The 21,166-nt window shown below is 69.8% G+C and carries 14 protein-coding genes; 4 read left to right on the top strand and 10 right to left on the bottom strand.

Annotated features, from left to right (window positions below; genetic code table 11):
* Positions 1-23: 23 nt before the first annotated feature.
* Complete coding sequence (locus H504_RS0109865) at positions 24-1,574, bottom strand: S8 family peptidase (protein WP_051385684.1); 1,551 nt, start codon at positions 1,572-1,574, stop codon at positions 24-26.
* A 223-nt stretch (positions 1,575-1,797) separates the two neighbouring features.
* On the opposite strand from H504_RS0109865, the gene H504_RS0109860 reads away from it, so the two are divergent.
* Positions 1,798-4,512, top strand: coding sequence for an ATP-binding protein (locus tag H504_RS0109860; protein WP_245614158.1), 2,715 nt, complete (start codon positions 1,798-1,800; stop codon positions 4,510-4,512).
* Positions 4,513-4,763: 251 nt separating this feature from the next.
* On the opposite strand, the gene H504_RS0109855 is transcribed toward H504_RS0109860, so the two are convergent.
* Both H504_RS0109855 and H504_RS0109850 read right to left on the bottom strand, forming a co-directional pair.
* Positions 4,764-5,135, bottom strand: coding sequence for a DUF6188 family protein (locus H504_RS0109855; protein WP_026422642.1), 372 nt, complete (start codon positions 5,133-5,135; stop codon positions 4,764-4,766).
* Positions 5,136-5,363: 228 nt separating this feature from the next.
* Positions 5,364-5,951, bottom strand: coding sequence for a TetR/AcrR family transcriptional regulator (locus H504_RS0109850; protein ID WP_026422641.1), 588 nt, complete (start codon positions 5,949-5,951; stop codon positions 5,364-5,366).
* 109 nt (positions 5,952-6,060) lie between these two features.
* Here H504_RS0109850 and H504_RS0109845 point away from each other — a divergent pair, with 109 nt between their 5' ends.
* Positions 6,061-7,230: an FAD-dependent oxidoreductase gene (locus tag H504_RS0109845; RefSeq protein WP_026422640.1), complete on the top strand. Its 1,170-nt coding sequence runs from the start codon at positions 6,061-6,063 to the stop codon at positions 7,228-7,230.
* Here the strand turns inward: H504_RS0109845 and H504_RS0109840 are convergent.
* Both H504_RS0109840 and H504_RS34230 read right to left on the bottom strand, forming a co-directional pair.
* Positions 7,227-8,009, bottom strand: coding sequence for an endonuclease/exonuclease/phosphatase family protein (locus H504_RS0109840; protein ID WP_026422639.1), 783 nt, complete (start codon positions 8,007-8,009; stop codon positions 7,227-7,229). The genes H504_RS0109845 and H504_RS0109840 overlap by 4 nt on opposite strands.
* A gap of 58 nt (positions 8,010-8,067) precedes the next feature.
* Positions 8,068-8,787: a hypothetical protein gene (locus H504_RS34230; protein ID WP_051385683.1), complete on the bottom strand. Its 720-nt coding sequence runs from the start codon at positions 8,785-8,787 to the stop codon at positions 8,068-8,070.
* Between the two features lie 165 nt (positions 8,788-8,952).
* Here H504_RS34230 and H504_RS0109830 point away from each other — a divergent pair, with 165 nt between their 5' ends.
* Complete coding sequence (locus H504_RS0109830) at positions 8,953-12,306, top strand: ATP-binding protein (protein WP_026422638.1); 3,354 nt, start codon at positions 8,953-8,955, stop codon at positions 12,304-12,306.
* A 703-nt stretch (positions 12,307-13,009) separates the two neighbouring features.
* On the opposite strand, the gene H504_RS0109825 is transcribed toward H504_RS0109830, so the two are convergent.
* Together H504_RS0109825 and H504_RS42380 are read right to left on the bottom strand one after the other, a co-directional pair.
* Positions 13,010-14,557, bottom strand: a complete 1,548-nt coding sequence (locus H504_RS0109825; RefSeq protein WP_169735365.1) for an FAD-dependent oxidoreductase — start codon at positions 14,555-14,557, stop codon at positions 13,010-13,012.
* A 182-nt stretch (positions 14,558-14,739) separates the two neighbouring features.
* Complete coding sequence (locus H504_RS42380; RefSeq protein ID WP_035303844.1) at positions 14,740-16,953, bottom strand: hypothetical protein; 2,214 nt, start codon at positions 16,951-16,953, stop codon at positions 14,740-14,742.
* A 152-nt stretch (positions 16,954-17,105) separates the two neighbouring features.
* Between H504_RS42380 and H504_RS0109815 the strand changes: the two genes are divergently transcribed.
* Positions 17,106-17,576, top strand: a complete 471-nt coding sequence (locus tag H504_RS0109815; protein WP_157440318.1) for a hypothetical protein — start codon at positions 17,106-17,108, stop codon at positions 17,574-17,576.
* 799 nt (positions 17,577-18,375) lie between these two features.
* Here the strand turns inward: H504_RS0109815 and H504_RS0109810 are convergent.
* From H504_RS0109810 to H504_RS41910, 3 genes are read right to left on the bottom strand one after another with little or no spacing between them, the layout of a single operon-like run.
* Positions 18,376-18,948: a cadmium resistance transporter gene (locus tag H504_RS0109810; RefSeq protein ID WP_211239293.1), complete on the bottom strand. Its 573-nt coding sequence runs from the start codon at positions 18,946-18,948 to the stop codon at positions 18,376-18,378.
* Positions 18,949-18,957: 9 nt separating this feature from the next.
* The gene (locus H504_RS0109805; RefSeq protein WP_026422634.1) at positions 18,958-20,157 is read right to left on the bottom strand and encodes a CHAT domain-containing protein; all 1,200 of its coding nucleotides are present in this window, start codon (positions 20,155-20,157) and stop codon (positions 18,958-18,960) included.
* Positions 20,154-21,107 carry a hypothetical protein gene (locus H504_RS41910; RefSeq protein ID WP_169735364.1) on the bottom strand — a complete coding sequence of 318 codons (954 nt, stop codon included), beginning with the start codon at positions 21,105-21,107 and terminating at the stop codon, positions 20,154-20,156. Before H504_RS41910 ends, H504_RS0109805 begins: the two co-directional genes overlap by 4 nt.
* Positions 21,108-21,166 lie beyond the last annotated feature (59 nt).

Raw genomic sequence — 21,166 nt, 5'->3', positions numbered from 1 at the left:
ATGGCAGGGATACTCGGGGACTTTCAGAACGTGATCGACCAGCCGGTGAGGGTGCCGACGTCGAACTGGTACACGTCGCGCACCGAGAGCTTCCAGGTGCCGTTCGCGGTCTCGGCCGAGGCGTCGACGGTGAAGCTCTGGTGCACGCCGCCGGACTCGCCGACACCACCGGAAGGCTTGAGCGGGTAGGACTTCCCACTCGGCCCGACCAGGTCGATCGCGAGGTCTCCGGTGTAGGTGTGGTCGATGTCCACTCGGACCCCGAGCGTGGCGGATGCCTTGCCGTCACAGGAGTCCTGGGTCACCGACGTGCCCACCGCGGTGCCCGCGTCGGGGATCGCCACGTCGTCGTCGTTGCCCTTGGCGGCGCATGTGGACGGTGGGGTACCGCCACCGATGTCGCCGACGTAGAGCAGCTTGTTGGGCGAGTCCGTTCCCGGGTTGCTGACCAGGTTCGGGGTGGCGCTGCGCACCAGCGCGTCGCTGACCTGCGCGGGGGTCGCACTGGGGTTCGCGGCCAGGTACAGCGCAGCCGCGCCCGTGACGTGCGGTGCGGCCATCGAGGTGCCGCTGGAGTTGCGGTACTTCCCGGTGTTGTCGCTGGAGTAGATGTTACCGCCCGGCGCGAACAGGTCGATGCAGCGGCCGTAGTTGCCGCCGCGGGTCCGGTCCTGGTTGAACCAGCCGACCGTGATCGCCTCGGGGACCCGCGCCGGGCTGACGCCACACGCGTCCTGGCCTGCGTTGCCCGCGGAGAGCACGACCACGATTCCCTTGGCCACCATGGCTTTGACCTGGTCGTCGCCGACGCCGAGGGTGTCCATGCCCAGGCTCATGTTGACCACGGCGGGCTTCACCGCGTTCTTGGCCACCCACTCCATGGCGCTGACCGTGGCCGAGTCCGGGCCAGATCCCTTGCAGTCCAACGACCGCACGGCCACGACCTTGGCTTTCTTCGCCACGCCAACGGTTTTGCCTGCGATCGTCCCGGCCACGTGCGTGCCGTGGAAGTAGCAGTCGCTCGCGTCGGTGTCGTTGTCCAGGAAGTCGTACCCGTAGCTCGCCCGGCCCTCGAACTCCGTGTGCGCGGCATACACGCCGGAGTCGATGGTGTAGACGGTCACACCCTCGCCCTGGTTCGGGTAAGTGTACTTCTTGTCCAGGGTGGTGGTTTTCTGGTCGATTTGGTCCAGACCCCACGACGGCGGGTTGAGCTGGTCGCTCGTCGCGTGGGCCGTGCCGTCCTGGTACACCGCCTTGACCGACGGGTCCGCGGCCAGCCGCCGCGCCTGCTGCTCGGACAGGTTGCGCACCGAGAAGCCGTTCAGCGTGACCGAGTACGTGTCGGTCACGTCGCCGCCGTAGCGCTGGGTGAGCGACGCGGCCTCGCCGGTAGCGGCCGCGTGGGCGCCGCTGTTGAGCACAACGATGTACTGTCCGGAGTGGTGCTGGTGCGCTTGGACGACAACACCCTCGGCCTGCTGCGCCCCGGCCACGCCCGCCGTTGTCGCCGCCGCCGCGGCAGCCAATGTAACTGTGAAAAGACCTGATATCCATCGCGTTCTGGCTTGCATCGCTTCCTCCGTCGGGCGGCCGCGGACAGGGAGTTGGGACATCGGGCCGCACTGGAATCACCCTTCGGCCTGGGCGTTTGCCGAACAAGCGTGGTCACGACCCGTATGGGTACGGGATCGTCCGCGCGCCGCGGCGGCGGATTTCGCGGGGTTACGCCTGCCGCGTCCGCCGACTTATCCTGTCGGGCATTCCGCCGTGGGTTGATCACCGACAGGAGCGAGCATGGGTTGCCCGAGTCCGCCGACCATCCGCTCCGGCTCGGTGCCGATGGTCGGCCGGGACGCAGAGCTGGCCGCCCTGCTCGACGCGGTGCGGCACCCGCCGTCGGCCGTGTTCGTCGAGGGGCAGGCCGGGGTGGGCAAGACCAGGCTGGTCACCGAGTTCGCCGCGGCCTGCGACACGCGCGTGGTCGTGGGCTCGTGCCAGCCGCTGCCGGAGCCGTTCCCGTACGGGGTGTTGCTCGACTGCCTCAGTCGGTGCGGTGACCAGCTCGTCGACCCCGGCCCGGTGACCGGCGCGCTGCGCGAGCACCTGCCCGAACTCGCCGACCGCCTGCCGCCCGCGCCGGGCCTGCTGGGCGACCCGGCCGCCGAACGGCATCGGATCTTCCGCGCCGTGCGTGAGCTGGTCCGCGCGCTGGGGCCGACGGTGCTCGTGCTGGAAGACCTGCACTGGGCGGACGACGAAACCCGCCGCGTGCTGCGGTTCGTGTTGGGGAACCTGCCGCCGCACCTATCGGTTGTGGCGACTTATCGCCGTGAGGACCTGCCTTCTGGAGGCGTACTCGGCCGTGCTTTCCATGTCCCGTCTGGGGTCAATGTGGTGCTGCGGCCGTTTGGTGTGGCGGATGTGCGCGCCATGGTGGACGCTCTCGTCGGAACCGCGGTGACCTCGGTTCGGTTCGCCGAATCCCTCGTGCGTGAGACGGCGGGAATCCCTTTCGTGGTCGAGGAAGTGGTGCGGGCACTGCGGGACGTGCGTGGTGATGTTCTGGACCTGGTTGACGTGCCGGTCTTGGTCGCCGACGCGGTCAGGGAGCGGATGGGGGCCTTGCCCGCAGCAGCTCTGTCCATTGTGGAGGCTGCTGCGGTGCTGGGTGCGCCGGAGACGGCTGAAGTGTTGAGCGCTGTGGCGGGGGAGGAGGCGGGGGAGTACCTGGGCTTGCTGGTCGACTCCGGCGTGTTCGTGGAGGAAGCGAACAGGTACGGGTTCCGGCAGCACATCGCTCGACGCGCGGTGCACGCCGCTCTGCCCGGTCCGCGGCGGCGGGAACTGCACGAGCGTGCGGTGACCATACTGTCCACTTTGGATGTTTGCCCTGTTGAACGATTGTGCGTGCACGCCAAGGCGGCTGGTATGACCGCGGAATGGTTGCGGTACAGCGAGCTCGCCGCCGAGACCGCGGACCCGATCGCCGCCGTCCACCTGTTGTCCGCGGTGTTGGCCGATCCGGGGATCAGTGTCGAAGACACGAATCGTTTGGCCACCGAGCTGTGCGGTTACGCCCTGTCGGGACTGCCCGGCGGTGAGGTGACCGCGCGGGTTGAGGGCCTGCTGGCGGACCCGCGACTGGCGCCCGATGTCCGGGGGGAAGTGCGGCTGTGGTTCGGACTGTTGCTGCAGCGCGAAACCGGTGAAGTCGACCGGGGCGCCGAGGAAATCGCCCTGGCCATCGACGCGCTCGGTGACCAGCCAGAACGCACCGTGCGCGGGATAGCCGCCATGGCCGGGCCATACCTGGGGACCGCGTCCATCGCCGAGTTCCAGGCCTCGCTCGACCGGGTGGAACGGATCACCGACCACCTGCCCACCGTCGCCCTGCGCACCGCCCTGCGAGCCACGACCCTGGGCGGGCGCCTCATCGTCGGCGACCCGAGTGTTTGGGCGCGCATCGCCCAACTGCCGTCGGTGGCCGAGGTGCACGACCCCGACGAGGTCCACCACCTCGCCCGCGCGTACTGCAACCTGGCGGATGCCTGCTCGTGGATCGGGCACTACTCCCGCGCCCGGGAGTTCCTGCGCGTCGGCATCAGCCTGGCCGAGCGGGTCGCCGCCACCTACGTGCTGGGCACTGCGGAAGCCACCGCCGTCCGCCTCGACTGGCTGGCGGGCCGGTGGACTGGCCTGGACCAACGCATCGACCGCCTGATCGCCACCTACGCCAACCTCCTGCTCACCACCGACCTCCACCTAACTCGCGGTTGGCTGGCTGCCGCCCGCGGCGACTGGACCTGCGCCGAGGAAGCCTTCGTCGCCGCATCGGGTTCCTACCCGGTCGCCATCTCAGCGGCCGGCGGCATGGCAGGCATGCTCCTGAGCCGCGGCGAGACCACCGCGGCGTTGCAGCACGTCGACCGCGGTGTGGCGATGCTGCGCCAAAAAGGCGCCTGGGTGTGGTCCGGCGACATCCTCCCCCAAGCCGTCACCTGCTACCTGGCCGCCGACCGCCCCGACGCCGCACACGAGCTGATCGCCCAAACCCAATCCGGCCTCCACGGCGTCGACGCCCCCCTCGCCCACGCCGCCCTCACCGCCGCCCGCGCAGCCATCGCCCCTGACCTCTACCGCGAGGCAATCGCCCTCCACCAGGCCCTCGGCCTGCCCTACCGCGCCGCCCAACTCGCCGAACAAGCCAACACCGCCCCCCTCAACACCCTCATCCAGTCCTACAACACCCTCGGCGCCACCGTCGACGCCGCCCGCTGCCGCCACCACCTCCGCACCACCGGCACCCCCACCCCCTCCCCCCGCGGCCGCCGAGGCTACGGAGACCAACTCTCCCCCCGAGAACAAGACGTCGCCCGCCTCCTCTCCAGCGGCCACACCAACCGCGAAATCGCCCAAGCCCTCTTCCTCTCCCGCCGCACAGTCGAGGAATACGTCGTCAAAGTCCGCCGCAAACTCAACGCCCCCTCCCGCCACGACATCCACCTCTGACCGAGCTGCAGATGCACGCTCAGGCGGCGCGGGTGAGCCGCCCAGTTCCAGCGTCCAATCTGCGCGGGGTGCGTCGGTCATCCAGTCCGGAGGGAGGCTGTCCTGCCCGATGTTGGTGAGATTGACCTTGTCGAGCAGAGACCTCGTCTTGTTGTTGTGTCGCAGACCAGTCGCTCTCCGAGGATCTTCGGACCTCATTCGATCCGTGCTGGAGGTCCGGTCTGCGGCGCCGCCGCTCCACCGGCAGGGACTCAGGACCGGGCACCCCAATCCGAGACGAGTCCGCCGGGGCCGCACACGACCAACTCGCCGTGGGGGCCGGTGGAGGTCCACGCCTCGTACTCCTCGTCAGGCGGTACCTGCAGCAGCGTGCCGTCGTTGAACAGGAGTCGGAGCCTGCCCGAGCTTTCGACGGTCGCCTCGTTCACGCGGGTGCCTCTCAGCCTGCTGGTTCGCAGTCGGGCGGAGTCGTCGCCCGGGACTACGTGCTCCGGTTGTCCCGAGCCCGACTGGAGCGTGAACTCGGTCTCGACACGAACCTCTGAACCGTCCGAGAACCTCAGCACGACCGCGTAGTCGAACTCCATCGCCGCCACGGCGGCACCTACGAATCCGAGCGCCATGTCGCGATCACCAGCTTTGTGGGAGTGCGTGGTCACTGTTGTGTCATCAGTTCTTCGCGGAGCGGGCCGGTAGGCGCCACGCGATGATCGAGTCCAGCACTGGCAGTGGTCGAGGGCGCGTTGACACGCATGATGCCAACTCCGTGTGTTCGGCTTCGGTGAAGGAAGCGGCGGCTTCGGGGCTGTCTATCAGGTAATCGCTTCTCACTGGGGTATCCCGGTCGTGGGTCAGGTGTGGGTCACCGTGGCGGTCCAGCCGGTGTCGAGGAGGGTGAAGATGCGGGTGAGGGCGGCTTCGGGGTCGGGGTGGGTGTGGGCGAGGGTGGCGGCTTCGAGGGCGAAGTGGGCCATGGCCTGGCAGGCGGGGTCGTCGGTGGGGAGGTTGGTGTCGGTGGCGATGGCGGTGGTGAGGGCTTGTTCGTGGCGGAGCCACATGCGGCGGGCGTGTTCGCGGAGGGCGGGGGTGGAGTCGATCAGGCGGAGGAAGTCGGGGAGGGTGGGGTTGGTGTGGACCTGGCGGGAGCGTTCGGTGTGGAGGAGGGCGTGGAGGGCTTGGGGGATGGACTGGGTGGGCGGGCGGTCGTGGATGGCGGCGACGAGGGCGGCTTCGCGGTCGGCGTCCTGGTCGAAGACGAGGGCTTCTTTGCCGTCGGGGAAGTGTTTGAACAGGGTGGTGACCGACACGTCGGCGGCGTCGGCGATTTCGCGGACGCCGACGGCGTCGTAGCCGCGGGCCAGGAACAGGCGCAGGGCGGCGTCGGCCAGGGCTTGGCGGGTGGCGGCTTTCTTGCGCTCGCGGCGTCCGGGCTCGGTCACCCACCCAGCCTACGCCAATGGTGGAGCAGGTCAAAAGATTGAACGGTTGCACTTTTGGCACGAGTACGCCTACGGTGGAGGTGGCCGACCGAAGAGAAGGGGCTCAACCATGACAACCATCGCGATCATCGGTGGCGGACCCGCGGGACTGATGTGCGCCCGTGTCCTGCAACTGCACGGCATCGAGACCACGGTGTACGACGCCGACGCCGCCGTGGACTCCCGCGACCCGGGAGGGACGCTCGACCTGCACGCCGACTCCGGTCAGATCGCCCTGGACGACGCCGGGCTGATGGGCGCCTTCCTGGCGTTGGCCCGGCTGGAGGGCCAGGCCAAGAGCCGCCGGGACCACCACGGCACCGTCCTGACCGCGTTCACCCCCGCCGAGGGCGATGCCGCCGCGCCCGAGATCGACCGGGGTCAACTGCGGACCATGCTCTACGAACACCTCCAGCCCGGGACCGTCCACTGGGGACACAAACTCGCGCGCGCGACCCCGCACCGCTTGGAGTTCGCCAACGGCGTCACCGTGGAAGCCGACCTCGTCATCGGGGCCGACGGCGCCTGGTCGAAGGTCCGACCCCTGCTCACCGACGCGACCCCGACCTACCTCGGGGTCTCCTTCCTCGACGCCCGGTTCGACGATGTCGACACCCGCCACCCCGAGGTCGCCGCGATCGTCGGTGACGGTCACATGTTCGCCGCCGATGGTGCCGGTCGCGGGGTGATCGTCCAGCGCAACAGCAACGGTGTGGTCCGCGGCTACGTTGCGTTCAGGGCCGAGTTGGACTGGCACGTTGCGGCGGGCGTTGATATCGCCGACCGGGAGTCCATGCGCTCCCACCTGGTGAAGGAGTTCGGCGAGTGGTGCCCGGACATGCTCCCACTGATCACCGACAACGACAGCGACTACGTGCAGCGCAGCTTCTGGGCCCTCCCCGCCCCGCTTACCTGGGACCACGTCCCCGGCGCCACCCTGATCGGCGACGCCGCGCACCTCATGGCGCCGTTCGGTGGCCACGGCACGAACCTCGCGTTGCTCGACGGCGCGGAGCTCGCGCACGCCATCAAGGCGGAAAGCAACCTCGACGACGCGGTCACCCGCTACGAGACCGCGATGTTCGCGCGATCCGGGGAGCTTGCCGCGAGCGCGAACACCGGGCTCACCCGGTTCTTCGCCACGACCTCCCCGGACGCCCCGCACCTTCCCCCCGACCACGCCCAGGAACACAAGGACTACCAGGCCAGGGCGGCGGAATACCGGCGCGTGAGTCGCTAAGGGGCTACGGCCATGTTCACCGCTATCGGGTAGTGGTTGGCGTCGCTCTTGAAGTTGAGCTTGCCCGTGAGCGCGATGGTGGTGGTTTCGCTGGACAGGACGTGGTCGACGCCGTTGACGCGGCGGTCGATGCGGACGCTCAGGTCTTCCCAGCCGGGGAACGGGTGGTTCGGGACCGAGTTCTCCACCGGCCCGGGATAGTTGAGGTCGCCGAGCACGATGGTGCGGTTGGGGCGCCCGTTCGCCTGCCCCAGCACGTGGTCGAGGGCGCTGAGCGCGATCGCCACCTGCGGGCCGCCGGTGTCGGCGTGCCAGTCCAGGACGGTCACCACCGTTCCGGCCATTGTGGACAGGTCCAGTTGGACGGGTGGCCGCAGCGAGTTGCCGATGAGGTCGACGAACGCGCCGGGCTGCGTGTAGCCGAGGTTGGCGATGTTCGGGAACGTCGCCGGGCGGTGGAGGACCAGGTAGCCGTCGGTGGTGGTCACCCAGTTGTTCCCGTTGGGATTGTTCTCCGAGTACACCTGGACCGCGTTGTAGAAGGTCGACCAGCCCGCCACGGTCGCGTCCAGCGACTGCACGATCGGGGTCAGCGCGCCCGGTGTGCCGAGGGGGACGGCCGGGTCGAGGATGGACCGCGGGACCTCTTGCAGGCAGATCACGTCCACGAACTGCTGCATGCCGAGGGCGACGATCCGCGCGATCCGGTCCGACGGGCTCGGGTACGGGCCGTTCTGGAACGTGCCGTGGTAGACGTTCCAGGTCAGGAAGATGGCCATGGGGTGCTCCCGGATGAGAAGGGGGCCGCCCGCGCCGGGGCACGGGCGGCCGGGGTGATCAGGCGGCGACGGTCGCGCGGTGCGGCGCGGGCGTGGTGCTCTGCAGGGACGAGCCCTCGACGAGCAGCGGCGCCAGGTCGGCGTTGGGCGGCACGATCTGCGCCCACACCCCGCCGTCCCAGGCCCAGCCCTTGTTGATGTCGAAGCGCACCCGCCGGACGGGCGCGGCGGTGAGGTCGATCAGCAGGCCCTGGCTGTACGCCTTGTAGATCACCGAGCTGGTCTTGACCTGGGCGGTGGTGAACAGCAGCAGCACCCGCTCCAGCGGCACGATCACGTCCAGGTGCTGCCCGTAGAGCGGGAACGCGCACAGCGGGTCCATCGAGCCGTCCGGCTGGGACTGGGACACGCCGCAGGTGAACGGGACGGTGGTGGTGTTGTGGATGGACACCGCCAGCGGGACGCCGTCCTGCGTCACGTACCCGGTGCCCTTGTTCCCGTCGACCTGCAGCGTCTGCCCCCGGTCGATCGGGTAGTGGTTGGTGGCCCGGATGACGCCGCCGGGCACGATCTGGCTGTTGGTGGTGAACGCCTCGTACTTGTCCTGCCAGGACAGCACCGTCTCGGTGGCGTAGTCGGCGGAGTTGAACCACGCCAGCGGCGCCCCGCCCGCGTTGTTGCTCTGCACGGCCTTGAACCCGAGCAGGCTGTAGCCGCCGTCGGCCAGCGAGGTGACGGTGTCCTGGGTCATGTCGATCTCGATCTGGAAGCCGGTCATGGCGTTCCTCCACAGGTGTCGGCTCTGGTGACCGCGGGTGGTGCCACCCGCTGGAACCGACGCTAGGAACCGACCGCAGACGGACCGCAGACCCCGTGCAGACCCCGTGCAGATGCCCCGATCTCGCGATCGCGCCGCACCGCCGCCCCGGTCGAGAATGGGTGGGTGGACCTGGGGGAGGAGGCGATCACGGAGCCCCTTGTCGTGCGGTTGACCGGTGACGTCGCCCTGGAGCGCGACGGCGTCGGGATCGGCCGCGCCCACCTGCGGTCCCGGCAGGCCCGGTTGGTGCTGGCGCTGCTGGTGCTTGAACGCGCCCGCCCGGTGGGGCGGGACGAGGTGGCCGAGCTGATCTGGCCGGGGGAGCGGCCCGCGTCCTGGGAGTCGGTGCTGCGCACGGCGGTCACCCGGGTCCGCGCGGCATTGGCCGAGGCCGGGTTGAGCGGGCGCGACGTGCTGCGGTCCGAGGCGGGCGGCTACCGGGTGACCCTGCCGCCGGACGTGGTGGTCGACGTGGAACGGGCTGAGGCCGACATCGCCGAGGCCCGCGCCGCCGACCGGCTAACCGAGGCCGAGGCGGTGACCGGCGCGCCGTTCCTGCCCGGGGTCGACGGGGCCTGGGCCGTCGGCTGGCGGACCCGGCTGCGCGGCCTGCGCGTGCGAGCGCTGGCCGCGGTGTCGACGGCGCGCACCGCCGGGGGCGATCACGCGGGTGCCGTCGTGGCCGCTCGGACCGCCATCGACCTTGATCCGTTCGGCGAGTCCGGGCACCGGTTGTTGATGTCCGCCCTCGCCGCGGGCGGCGATCGGGCGCAGGCCCTGGTCGCCTACGAGCGGTGCCGCACCCTGCTGGCGGACGAGCTGGGCACCGACCCGGCCGCGGCGACCGAGGCGGTGTTCCTGAGCCTGCTCGCGGGCGCGGCCCGACCGCCGGATCGTCCGGAGTTGCCCGCCCGGTTGCGGGCGGAGGCGGCCGGACTGCTGGTCGGCCGGGTGCGCGAGGTCCAACTGGTCCAGGAGACCGCTGTGGTGCGCGAACCGGCCCCGGTCGCCGTCGTCGCGATCGCGGGCGAGGCGGGGGTTGGTAAGACCGCGCTCGTCGCGCACGCTCTTACCGGTACCGACGCACTGGTCCTCTATGGCCGCTGCGACGAGCAGGTGACGTTGGCGTACCGACCGGTAGTCGAATGCCTCGCCCAGCTCGCCGCGCACCTGCCCGACGCCGTCCTCGTCGACCACACCGCCCGCTACGGTTCGTCGCTGCCGCGCCTGGTCCCCGAGCTGCGCCAAGGGCAGGCGGAGCCCGGCACTGATCCGCGCACCGAGCGGCACCTGTTGTTCCGGTCGGTCGCCGCCCTGCTCACCCGCGCCGCCGCCGACCGGCCGGTGGTCCTGGTCGTCGACGACCTGCACTGGGCGGACAAACCCACCCTGCTGCTGTTGCGCCATCTGGCTGACTCGGCCGGACCCGGCCTGTTGAGCCTGGTCGTCACATGTAGGCCGGGTGATCTCACCGACGACGCCGATGGCGCGCTGCGTGAACTGCTGCGCGGACCGGCGGCTTGCCGGATCACGCTGTCCGGGCTCGCCGACGACGACCTGGTCCCGCTGGTCGAGGCGGTCGCCGGGCGGCCGCTCGGGATGGACGCGGCGGCCTGGGCGCACGCGATCGGCCGTGAGTGCGGCGGCAACCCGTTCTTCGCCCGTGAGCTGCTACGCAACCTCGCCGAGACCGGGTGGGCGACGACGGACCCGGCGCGGATCGCGCTGACTGAGACGGTCCGCGACGTGGTGGGCCACCGCGTCGACCGGCTCGGCCCGGCCACCGCGGCCGTGCTGACCCAGGCCGCCGTCGCGGGCGCGGAGTTCGACCTGCCGGTGCTGGCCGCCGCGGTCGAGTGCACCGAGGACGCCATGCTCGACCACCTCGACCGCGCCGTCGCCGCCGGACTGGTCACCGAGCTGCCCGCCGACCGGTTCGCCTTCGGACACGCCCTCGTCCAGCGCACCCTCTGCGAGCGGGTCGGCGCCGCGCGGCGACGGCGGATGCACCGGCGGGTCGCCCTCGCGTTGGAGGCCACCGACTCCGACCGCGTCGGCGAGTTGGCCCGGCACTGGCTGCTCGGTCACCGCCCGGACGAGGCGCGGGTCGCGGCCGACCGCGCGTGCCGGGCAGGCGACCGGGCGTTGACCGACCTCGCCCCCGACCAGGCGCTGCGCTGGTTCACCGACGCGTTGCCGCTGCTCGACGCGGACGACCCGCTGCGCGTCGACGCGCTCATCGGCCTGGGCACGGCGCAGCGCGGCACCGGCGAACAGGACTACCGGCAGACCCTGCTGGCCGCCGGTCGACTCGCCGAGGCCGCCGATGACACAACCCGACTGGTGCGCGCCGCCGTCGCCAACAACCGCGGCTCGGTCTCCAACAGCGGCAGGCTCGACGCGGACCGGATCGCCCTGCTGGAGTCGGCCATCGCCGCCATCGGGGACGACCCACACCCGCAGCGGCCGCTGCTCGGCGCCACCCTCGCCGTCGAACTCCTCGCCGCCGACCAGGCTGATCGTCGCGCCCGACTGGCCGACGACGCCGTCGACCGCGCCCGCGCACTGGGCGACCCACTGGTGCTGGGCCGGGTGCTGGCCCTGCGGTTCGAGGCGACTTGGGCGCCGTCGACCCAGCCGCGCAGGCTGACCGACACCGCCGAACTGCTCACCATCGCCGCGACCGCCCCGGACCGGCGGCTGAAGTTGCTGGCCGCCCGACTGCGGTCCATCGCCTGCTGGGAAGCCGGGTTGATCGCCGAATCCGACGCCGCGCTCGCCGAGGAGATCCGCATCGCCGACGACATCGGCGAACCCTACCTGCGCTGGGTCGCGGCCCTCTCCCACGCCGGACGGACACTGGCGGCGGGCGGGCTCACCGAGGCCGAGGCGGCCTGCGAAGCCGCTTTTCGGATGGGAAACGACGCAGGTGAACCAGACGCGGCCTTGGCATACGGCGCGCAGGTCATGCAACTCCGCCGCCAACAGGGCCGAGGCGCCGAACTGCTGCCGGTACTGCGCGGCCTCGACGGCATGGGCGACTACGACCTCCGCCCAGCGACCGCCCTGATCCTCGTCGACGCAGGTGAGCTGAACGAGGCCCGCACGGAAGTCGGCGACCTGTTCGACGACCTACCGTCCCCGGACTCCCAACTACGCGTGCAACTCCTGTGCCAATTGGCCGAAGTCGCCCACGGCACCGGAGACCCCACCGCCGCGCAACGCGTCTACGACCGACTGCTGCCCTGCACCGGACTGCTCCAGCTCAACCAGGTGGTGCGCTACGGCCCCATCGACCACCAACTCGGCCTGGCCTCCGCGTGCGCGGGCGACCGGGACGCCGCAGTCCGACACCTGACCGCAGCCGTCGCGGTGAGCGCCGCCGTGCCGCTGCCTTATTGGCTTGAGCGGTCTGAGGCTGCTTTGGTGGCCGCTGGGAGCCGGGCGGGGGTCAGTGTGGGGTCAGTGATCGGATGACCAACTCGGCTTGGCCGCCACTTGCATGGGCGACCAGGTCACCGCGTTCCGACGTCTCACGGTAGCCGTTGCGACGAGTACCGAGCCGTTGGTCGTACTGGTTGGGCCGGTCCCGCGCCGCCTTCAGGTCCGTGGAGTCTGTGGCGTCGGTGCGGTCCAGCCGAGGGTGAGTGCGGCGTCAGTGACCGGATGATCGATTCGGCCTGGCTGCTGTCTGCGCGCACGACCGGATCACCGCCGCGATCCAAACATCTTCACCGCGGCTGTTTGCGATGGGTATCGCCGCCCCGTGCCGTATTGGCTGAACCGGTCGCCGCGCTGCTCTGGCATCCGGTGAAGTCCGCAGTGTCCACTCGGGCCAAGTCGAGGGCCCGTGCGGTCTCAGCAACGGGATGATCGATTCGACTTGGCCGCCGCCTATGCGGGCGACCAGGTCACTGCGATCTGACGTCTCTGGCCGTTGCGATGAGTACCGCTGCGGTACCGGCTGGTCCCGCCCCCGTCTTGGAGTCCGTCGCTCCGGTGCGAGCTTGGTCGAGGGTCAATGCGCCTCAGCGGTCCGACGACCAACTCGGCTTGGTCCCGCCTGTCCGGGGCCAGGGGGTCGCCCGGAACCTCACGGCAGCCGTTGCGATGGGCGTCGCCGTGGCGTTGCCGTGCTGGCTGGACCGGTTCGAGGTGGCCACGCGGGCCTGGGCGGAGGCTAGTGCGGGGTCAGTGATCGGATGATCGCCTCGCGGCGGGCGTGGCCGGTCATGGGGAACATGACGTCCAGGTAGAACAGGAGGAACATGGCTACGGCCGTTGGTTCCACTGGGCGGATTGGGTAGGGGCTGCGGAAGGCGTAGTTCACGATGCCCATGGCTGAGTCCAGTGCCCCTTCCTCCGAGTCGGTGGTGGTGTTGTTGCCCGCGAAGTAGACGTTGGTGTCTGGCTGGTCGGGGCCGGAGAACCAGCCTCGGCCCTGGGCCTCGTGCAGGATGCGTTTGGGGCCGCCGAGGAATGAGGCCGCCCACATGCCGTGGGTCCAGTGTTTGCGGAACTTCACCGTGCCGGACGCGGGTTTGCGGATGTGGGTGGACGTGTCGCCGTACATCGTGAGGTAGAGGCCCTCGGCGCGGGGGTCGGCGAGGAGGTTGTCGAGCAGGAACGTGGTGAACGTCTTGCTGATGTCGTAGTACGGCCAGGTCGTGGTCCGGGCGTAGGCCGCGGTGAACTGCAGGATCTCCTGGCGCTCGCGCAGGAACGGCGCGAGGATCGACTCGTCGGTGTGGATGTAGCACTCGCCGGGCAGTAGCGCCCACTCGGACTTCGCGATCCTCGGCTGGTACACCGATTTCCACAGGGTGTGGTTCTCGGGGTTGTCCAGCAGTTGACCGCTCGTCCACATGTCCGTGGTCAACACGACCTTGTCGAACACGTCCTCGTACGTCTCGCCGTTGGTCGTCCACCGCACGTGCACCGGGTTGCCCTCGGTGTGGGTGTCTGTCCACACCGCCGTCACCGTGGAGTCGGTGATGACCGTTGACGTCAACGTCTGCCCCGCCACCGCGGCCATCGCGCGCACCCACGTCGAGCTGCCGTTGGTGAACCGCGACCATCCCGTGCCGGGGTGGGTGAACGCGCCCAGTGGACTCTTCGCCCATGGGATGCGGTCGAACAAGGGCGCCAGGTCGCCGAACGTGACCTGGTCCATGTCCGCGCTCCCGTACCCGTTCATGATGCTCAGGTACGGCGCGACGAAGTACTCCCGGAACCGGTCCGGGTCGTTGAGCGGCACCGGCAGCTTCCGGAAGAAGTCTCCGACGGTCAGCTCACCCCACCCCACCGCGACCGACATCTCGATGAAGTCCTGGAACGTGGTCGCGTCGGCCTGCATCTCCTGGCTGTACAGGCCGAACGACGGCCCCTGCTGGTACTCGGGGAAGTTCCCCCAGTTCAACGGTTCCTCGATCGCGGGCGGCCCGGGGAACGCGCACGCCACCCGCAGGTCGTCCACGTCGGTGAGCCGCACGGACTCGAACGCGGGGGACCCCAACATCGCCGCCACGTTCGGGTACAGCAGCCGCGAGATCAACTGCACCCCGACGTCGACCTGGATGGTGGCCCCGTTGTGGTCGACCGGGACCGTCAACGAGTGTCCACCCAGGTCCGGCTGGTCGTGGATCAGCGTCGCCTGCCAGTCCCCGCACACGTTCGGATCCTGGGACAGCGCCCACAACACCGCTGCCCCGGTCGCTCCGCCACCCACCACACACACCTTCGCCATTGCTCGATTCTCGCGGCGCGACCGGCGCAGCGGCGGCATCCCGATCGGTCGGTCGGCCGAAATCACCCGGGCGGGGTCGCGGGATTCACCTGGCTGTGCGGTTCGTCGCGCACTGTGTCTTGCCCCGCGTGGGCCACGTCGAGGAAACGTGGCCCACGCGAGATCTACTCGCCGCTGGTCTTGCGGCGGCGGGTCCACCAGATGAGCGCGCCACCCACCAGCAGGAGGGTGAGCGCGGCGCCCGCGATGCCCAGCACGGAGGCGCCGGTGGACGCCAGTCCCGGGTCGTGACGGCCGTCTGCCCGCGGTTGCGGGGTCTGCGCCGGTGGCGTGGTGGTTGGAGACGGCTCGGCGGTGGTCGACCCGCCGGGTGGGGTCGTTGGTGGGGTGGTCGGTGTTGTCGTCGGCGGAGTGTCGTCGTGGGCGGCTGTGTTTCCGCCGAGGGCGAGCAGGGTGGCCTTCTCCGCGTCGTCGGTCATCGCCTGGACGGAGATCGTCGTGGTGCGGGGGAGGTTCTTGTGCTCGGTCTCGAACTTCGCCCGGGTGACGTTCTCCTTCGGTGCCTTGGAGAAGTCCACGCCACCGGCGACGCAGATGCCGTCTTTGCCCTCTTTCTCGCACGGGTAGGTGTAGTCGCCTTCGGTGAAGGACTTCACGTAGTCGCGGTAGGTCTGTTGCGGCGTCCAGGACTTGTTGTCGCCGCGCAGTGGCCAGTCGTCGACCTTGTCGCTGTTGATGGTCTGGTGGTAGTCCGTGGCGGACTCGGCGTCGCGCTGGCGGATCCACTCGGCGGCCACGCGCGCCTTGTAGACGGTGCGCAGGTCGGCGTAGCGGGCGTCGGTGTTCACCAGTTTCCGGATCTCCGGCACGACCAGCGTGTCCAGCAGGTCTTGGACCCGCTTGTGCTGCGCCTCGGTGAGGGTGCACTGCCCGTTCGGGCTCGGGGTGCTGAAGTCCTGCGGCACCGAGTTGACCTTCAGCGGGGCGCCGAGGATGTAGAGGCCGCCGTCCTGTTCGCGAACCTCGGCTGGCTCGGGGACGATCCAGTTCCGCACGCCGTGCGTGCAGGGGATCCCCTCGGCGCCCAGCGTGTCGAACAGCCGCTTGCCGATGCCGGTCCTGGGGTCCATGTTCTTCGCGTAGTCGTGCTTCATCTCCAGGTCGGCCTGCAGCAGCACGCGGCCGGCGTCGGTGCTGCCGAACGCGGGATCCATGATCCGGTCCGGCTCGTCCGGGTTGAGGTTGACCCAGAACTTGTCCGGGGTCAGCGCCAGCCAGGTGAAGAAGCTGTCCGAGATCAGCTCGGCGCGCTGCTGACCACCCCAGCCCTTGCCCGCGTCCTCGTCGACCATGTCCGCCGAGAACGAGTAGTCCAGGCCCTTCCCCTTGACGGGCTTGCCGACGTAACGCAGGTCCAGGGTGGTGAAGTCGACGCCGCCGGGACCGCGCACGCGCAGGCCGGTCGGGTCTTCGGCGCGGATCCGGTCCAGTTGCCGCTTCATGTCGGCCGGCGTCGGCGGCGACTGGCGGATCACATCGGAGCCACGGCCCAGGGTCTTGGCGGTGTCCTGCGCGGTGTACTTGCCCGACGTGAAGTCCGGGACCGGCGTGGAGTTGTGCACGTACGAGGCCGTCCGACCCGGCGCGAGCTGCTTGAGCCCCGCCGTGAACCTGCCGGTGGCCTCCGACTGCGGCTGGCCGAAAGCCATCCGCAGCTTGTAGTCCTGGTACTTCGGGTCCTTCAGGAACGCGCGGTCCTTCGGGGCCTGCTCGGTGTCGTGGTTGCCACCGGACTTGATCTCGACGGCCTCCTTGGTCCTGCGGTTGAACGCGTCGTAGCGCCGTTCGTAGGACTTGCCGGTGTCCGGGTCGGTGACCGTGATCGTCTCCTCGCACAACCAGTCCGGCCCGAGCAGCCGCAGGTCCTTGACCACCTTCGCGTGGAACGCCGTACCGCGCGGGTTGCGCCCGTAGACCTCGATGTAGGCCTCGTTGAGCCAGTTCCGGAAGCTGCCGTACTTGTCCGACCCGGCATTGCGCGCCAGGTAGTTCTTGTACGTGGCGTAAACCCGGTTCGGCGTGCCCTCCGCGTACTTGCGGTAGTCCTGGTCGAGCGGACCGAGGATCTTCTGCCGCTCGGCGGGGTCGTCCGGCAGTTCGAGGCCGTCCATGGCCACGCGCTGGTTCGGGTACTGGTAGCTGTCCCAGTCAGCCTCGGCGCGGGCCGCGTCCCCGTTCGCCCACGGCAGTTCCTCGGGGAGCGCGGGAGTGCCGGTCAGGTTGAACATCTCGTCACAGCGCTGCCCGGCCGCCACAGCCGTCCCCGCCAACAGCGGTAAGCCGCCGACAGCAAGGCACGCGGCCACCACAGCGACCACGACCCGCTTTACCCCCAAATGATTCACGTGCATTTCCCCCTTCTCCCAGCACTGCGGTCGCATACTCGCACGGCCGTTGTGGGCGCGGGCCGAAATTCCCCGTTCTGCCGAATTGCCCGTTCCCACTCGCGTTCCCAGGTATGATCGGCGCCATGGGCGAGCAGTCGTGGACCGACCACCCGAGGCTCCGGTCGTGGCTCCAGCGGCAGGAATCCTCCTTCCCAACCTGGACGGCGACCCACCCGGGCAACTGGGACTTCACCCCGGCCTCACTGGACGCACTGGAATCCGCCGTCCGCGCCGACTTCGCCGACTGGGACGCGGCTTGGGCTGCTCGCGACGCTACGTCGTTGACGGTTCCTGCCTGGTATCTGGGTGAGGTCTGTGTTCGCGCGGGAGCGGTGTGGAAGGTGAACCCCGCTGCGGACACCGACCCGGACGGCCCCGCTGTGGCCATTCCCGACGACCCCGCCGAATCCGACTCTGACCGGTACGAAGATGAGGACTACCGCCCGGCCGTACTCCCCGTGGCCGAATTGCGCGACCTTTTCCTGAAACCCCCAGACTGGCGGCTACACCAAGTCCCCGCCGCTTTCACCGAGTGGTACCGCGCCCACTCCTGACTTCCCACCCGTCACGGCACCCATGCATCACCGACCTGATCGCACACCCCCCGGCTGCCGCGCAGGGACTGCACATCAAGAACCGGCCGCCGGGTCCGCGACACCACCCACCGCGAAGTCCACTCCCGACCAAGCACCGGCACCACACCCCAGTCACCCGGCGCAACCCCACGGCCCGAGACACCACCCGACCACTACGCCCACTCAACCCCCACCCCACCAGCCCAACCGCAAACCCGCAGGCACCAACCCAACCCCGGGCGGCCCCCACCCTTCCCGGGGGGCGTCCCCGAGGCCAGTCTACCGGTTGGCAAGATCGACAGGGGGTGGCGCTGTGGGCTGTGCGCAACTCGGCGGGATGTGGATAGACAACGGGGCGGGATGTGGGTGGTAACCGGGCGGGCGGAGCATGGGTGGACAACTGCGTGGAGTGGGTGGGCAACCGGGTGGAGTGTGGGTGGACAGCTAGGCGGGGTGGATGGACAACTAGGCGCGGGGCGCTGTGGAGCGGGGTCAGGTGAAGCTGGCTTCAAAGCCCCGATCCGGCGGCGGCTGGCCGTGGCCGTGTCGGCGTTGATCGGGTGGAGTGTGGGCGACAGACAGGGCGGAACGTGGGTGGGCGACGGGGCGGAGTGTGGGCGACAAACGGGGTGGAGCGTGAGTGGGCAAACGGGGCGGAGTGTGAACGCCTTGGATGTTGTGGCGGCGACGAGGAGGTTCGGGGTGGTGGGCGGTGCGAGGCGGTGCACGTGGTGGAGAGGGCGTGGTCAACACTGAGATCGGGTGGTGAAGGTGGGGATCAGTGGCTGAAGGCGCCGGTGATGAGGATGGTGAGGCCGATTCCGATCAGGACCACCGGCAGGATCACGTGCCCCCACCGCGACAACACCGCCGCGACGGCCGGTCGGCAGGCCAGGTACCAACCGATCACGCACCACAGGGCCACACCCGCCAGGAAGACGACGGTGTAGCCGATCATGCCGCCCACGCCTGTGGTCGCGAACACGGGGACGTAGACGCCGATGTTGTCGCCGCCGTTGGCGAATGTCACTGCTGCGACCTGGAGTGTTCCGGTGGTGGCAGGTTCGTCGTCGTCCGAGCGGTACGCGGTCCAGGCAGCTCGTATGCCCAGTGCGATGGGCAAGAGGCCCAGGTATGGCAGGGCGGGCGCGGGGAGCAACCCGGCTCCCAGGGCGCCGACGACGGACACGACGAGGATCGCACCGAAGCCGAGGTACTGGCCGATGGCTACACGTAACGCGGCAGTTCGGTCGCCCGAGGCCTGGCCGAAGAACAAGGCCAGTACCAGCAGGTCGTCGATGTTGGTCGCCGTGAACATGCCTGCGGCGGGACCTACCAGTTCCCAGTCCACCAATGGAACCTACCTGACCGGTGCCGGTGCCCACGCGGTGGTGAAAGCGGCCCACAGGACGGGGGAGTAGGCGGGGTCGCCGGTTGTTTCCCAGCGTGTGGCCTGGGTGCGTTGCCACTCGCCCATGGCGGTGATCGGGTCGGGGGCGGCGGTGGCTGTGTCGACCGCGATGACGGCGGTGGGGAGGACGGGGGTGGTTGGGGGGTTGGGGAGCAGGCGGGTGAGGCCCGCGTCGGCGGGGAGGGTCCAGCGGGTCGACACGACGTATTCGGCTCCACTGTGGACAAAAGCGGCGACGAGACCGGTGGGTTCGGTGAAACGGTTGTCGCCGCCGCTTTCGCAGGCGACGAGGGCGACTCGGTTGGGGACTCGCCAGGGGTGGTTGGGGCGGTGGCCGAGGACGATGTCGGCGGTAGCGAGTGGACGGTGGGCGCCGATCGGGTCGGCTCGGCCAGTGGCGGAGGCGGGGCAGCACAGGTGTAGGCAGGCGCCGAGGCCGTGGTCGCCGGTGGTGACGTGGCCGACGTAGAGGAATCGTGCGGCGTCTGCCAGCGCGGGTTCGAGGAAGTCGCGGTCGATGTCGTCGCGGCGTATGCCACCGGGGGAGTAGGTCGCGGCGAGGTGTGTGAGCGCGGAATCGGGGGTCCCGAGTACCGACCCGAGTGGGGAGGCGTCGGCGAAGCCGGGGACGCGGGGGTCGAGCACGCCGACGACTGTCCCTTGTGGATGGTACGGCGACACCCGGCGGGTGGTGGCGTTGCGGACGGTCGCCGGGGGAAGTACCGAGACGTCAGCGCAGTGCACGGTCCGTTCGCCGTCGTCGACGCGCAGTGCTTCCCAGGGGACGAGGGCGGTGGACGGGGATGGTCGGATCCGCAGGTGTGGCCGGGCGCCCTGGGTGATCACGGTGTTGAGTTCGGTGGCGAGCGCGTGTGGCAGCAGGGTCCTGGCGAGCAGTTCGGTGAGGGCGATCTCGCGGTCGCGGTCGACGAGCGGCCCGTGGGTGAGTGCCCTGGTCAGTGCCTGGTCCGCGGTCTCGCCGGGCAGTGGGGACGGGGTGGCTGCGGCAAGTTCGTCCAGTACACTTTGGACGAGGTCGCGTGGTAGGACCAGTGCCCTGGGCTGGTCGAGTGCGTGTTCCCAGCGCCACGACAGGTACAGGTCGCCCGCGTCGACCAGGGTGAGCTGCACGGTCGGACGGTCTGTCACCACGACGCCACCGCTGTGTCCGCCCGGACCGGGAACCCGTAGCGGCGCTGCGCCTCGTCGATCCACGAGTCCAATGCAGATGGTGTGGCGGGGTCGATCCGAACCCGGGGCGGCAGCGTGAAGCCGTCTACGGAATCGGCCGTGGGGATCGGCAACGAGAGCAGGTCTTCCCGTGGGAGACGGAGGTCCACGGGCTGCAACGACACCGTCGCGGCGAGGTGGTCGATGTAGGCGGAGACCAGTTCGACATCGCCGAGACCGCGCATCGCGAGAAACGCGGCGCGGATGGCGGGCGCGGACGCGAGGGCCACCCAGCGTTCGCGGAGCGGGCCGTGCGGGAAGTACCGGCGGGCCGCCTCTGCGGCGAGCGCTGCGGGCAGGGCCAAATCCAGTGCCCGCAGGCACAGTTCGCGCCGATATTCATCCACAGTGGACGCCGCCCAGCGCATCAGCCCCTCGGCCTGCCACCACGCCACGCCCAGGACGACGTGCCACAACCCGGCCTCGGTCGCGACTTCGGTAGCGGCGGCGTAGCGCTCGTCGGCGCGGGCGAACTCACCCAGCGCATCCCACGCCCCGCCCTGCACCTGGTAGGTCGCCACCAGCTCGACCGGTGTCGCGTTGTCGCCAAGCGCGGCAAGAACTCGGTCCAACGCCTGCAAGGCTTCCCCTGGTCTACCCCGACTGATCGCGACAGCGGCTCGACCATGCAGCGCCACGGTGCGGCTGCGGAGATCACCAGTGGCCTCGATCAGCCGTTCGGCACTGTCGTAGTGCGACTCGGCGAGGTCATTGTCGGAGTCGAGATAGGCAAGGCGGGCCAGGCTGAGCACCGCGGCGGTTTCCGTGGCCGGGTCGCCGGTCGCGGCGGCCAGTTCTCGGGCGAGCCCAAGGTGCTCGGCACTGCCCACCGGGTCGCCGGTGGTGCCCGCGATCTCAGCGAGTGTCAAGTGGACAGACGCAGCCAGACCGGGCGCGGTCGCGTAAGCCGACCCCAACGCGGCTTCCG

The organism is Actinokineospora inagensis DSM 44258, assembly GCF_000482865.1.
Taxonomy (GTDB): Bacteria; Actinomycetota; Actinomycetes; order Mycobacteriales; family Pseudonocardiaceae; genus Actinokineospora; species Actinokineospora inagensis.
This window is presented reverse-complemented; position numbering and strand designations above follow the sequence as displayed.

Excerpts from the sequence above, each read along its gene's own strand:
- H504_RS0109865 (WP_051385684.1), bottom strand. The coding sequence starts at position 1,574 with ATGCAAGCCAGAACGCGATGGATATCAGGTCTTTTCACAGTTACATTG.
- H504_RS0109860 (WP_245614158.1), top strand. The coding sequence starts at position 1,798 with ATGGGTTGCCCGAGTCCGCCGACCATCCGCTCCGGCTCGGTGCCGATG.
- H504_RS0109855 (WP_026422642.1), bottom strand. The coding sequence starts at position 5,135 with ATGGCGCTCGGATTCGTAGGTGCCGCCGTGGCGGCGATGGAGTTCGAC.
- H504_RS0109845 (WP_026422640.1), top strand. The coding sequence starts at position 6,061 with ATGACAACCATCGCGATCATCGGTGGCGGACCCGCGGGACTGATGTGC.
- H504_RS0109840 (WP_026422639.1), bottom strand. The coding sequence starts at position 8,009 with ATGGCCATCTTCCTGACCTGGAACGTCTACCACGGCACGTTCCAGAAC.
- H504_RS34230 (WP_051385683.1), bottom strand. The coding sequence starts at position 8,787 with ATGACCGGCTTCCAGATCGAGATCGACATGACCCAGGACACCGTCACC.
- H504_RS0109815 (WP_157440318.1), top strand. The coding sequence starts at position 17,106 with ATGGGCGAGCAGTCGTGGACCGACCACCCGAGGCTCCGGTCGTGGCTC.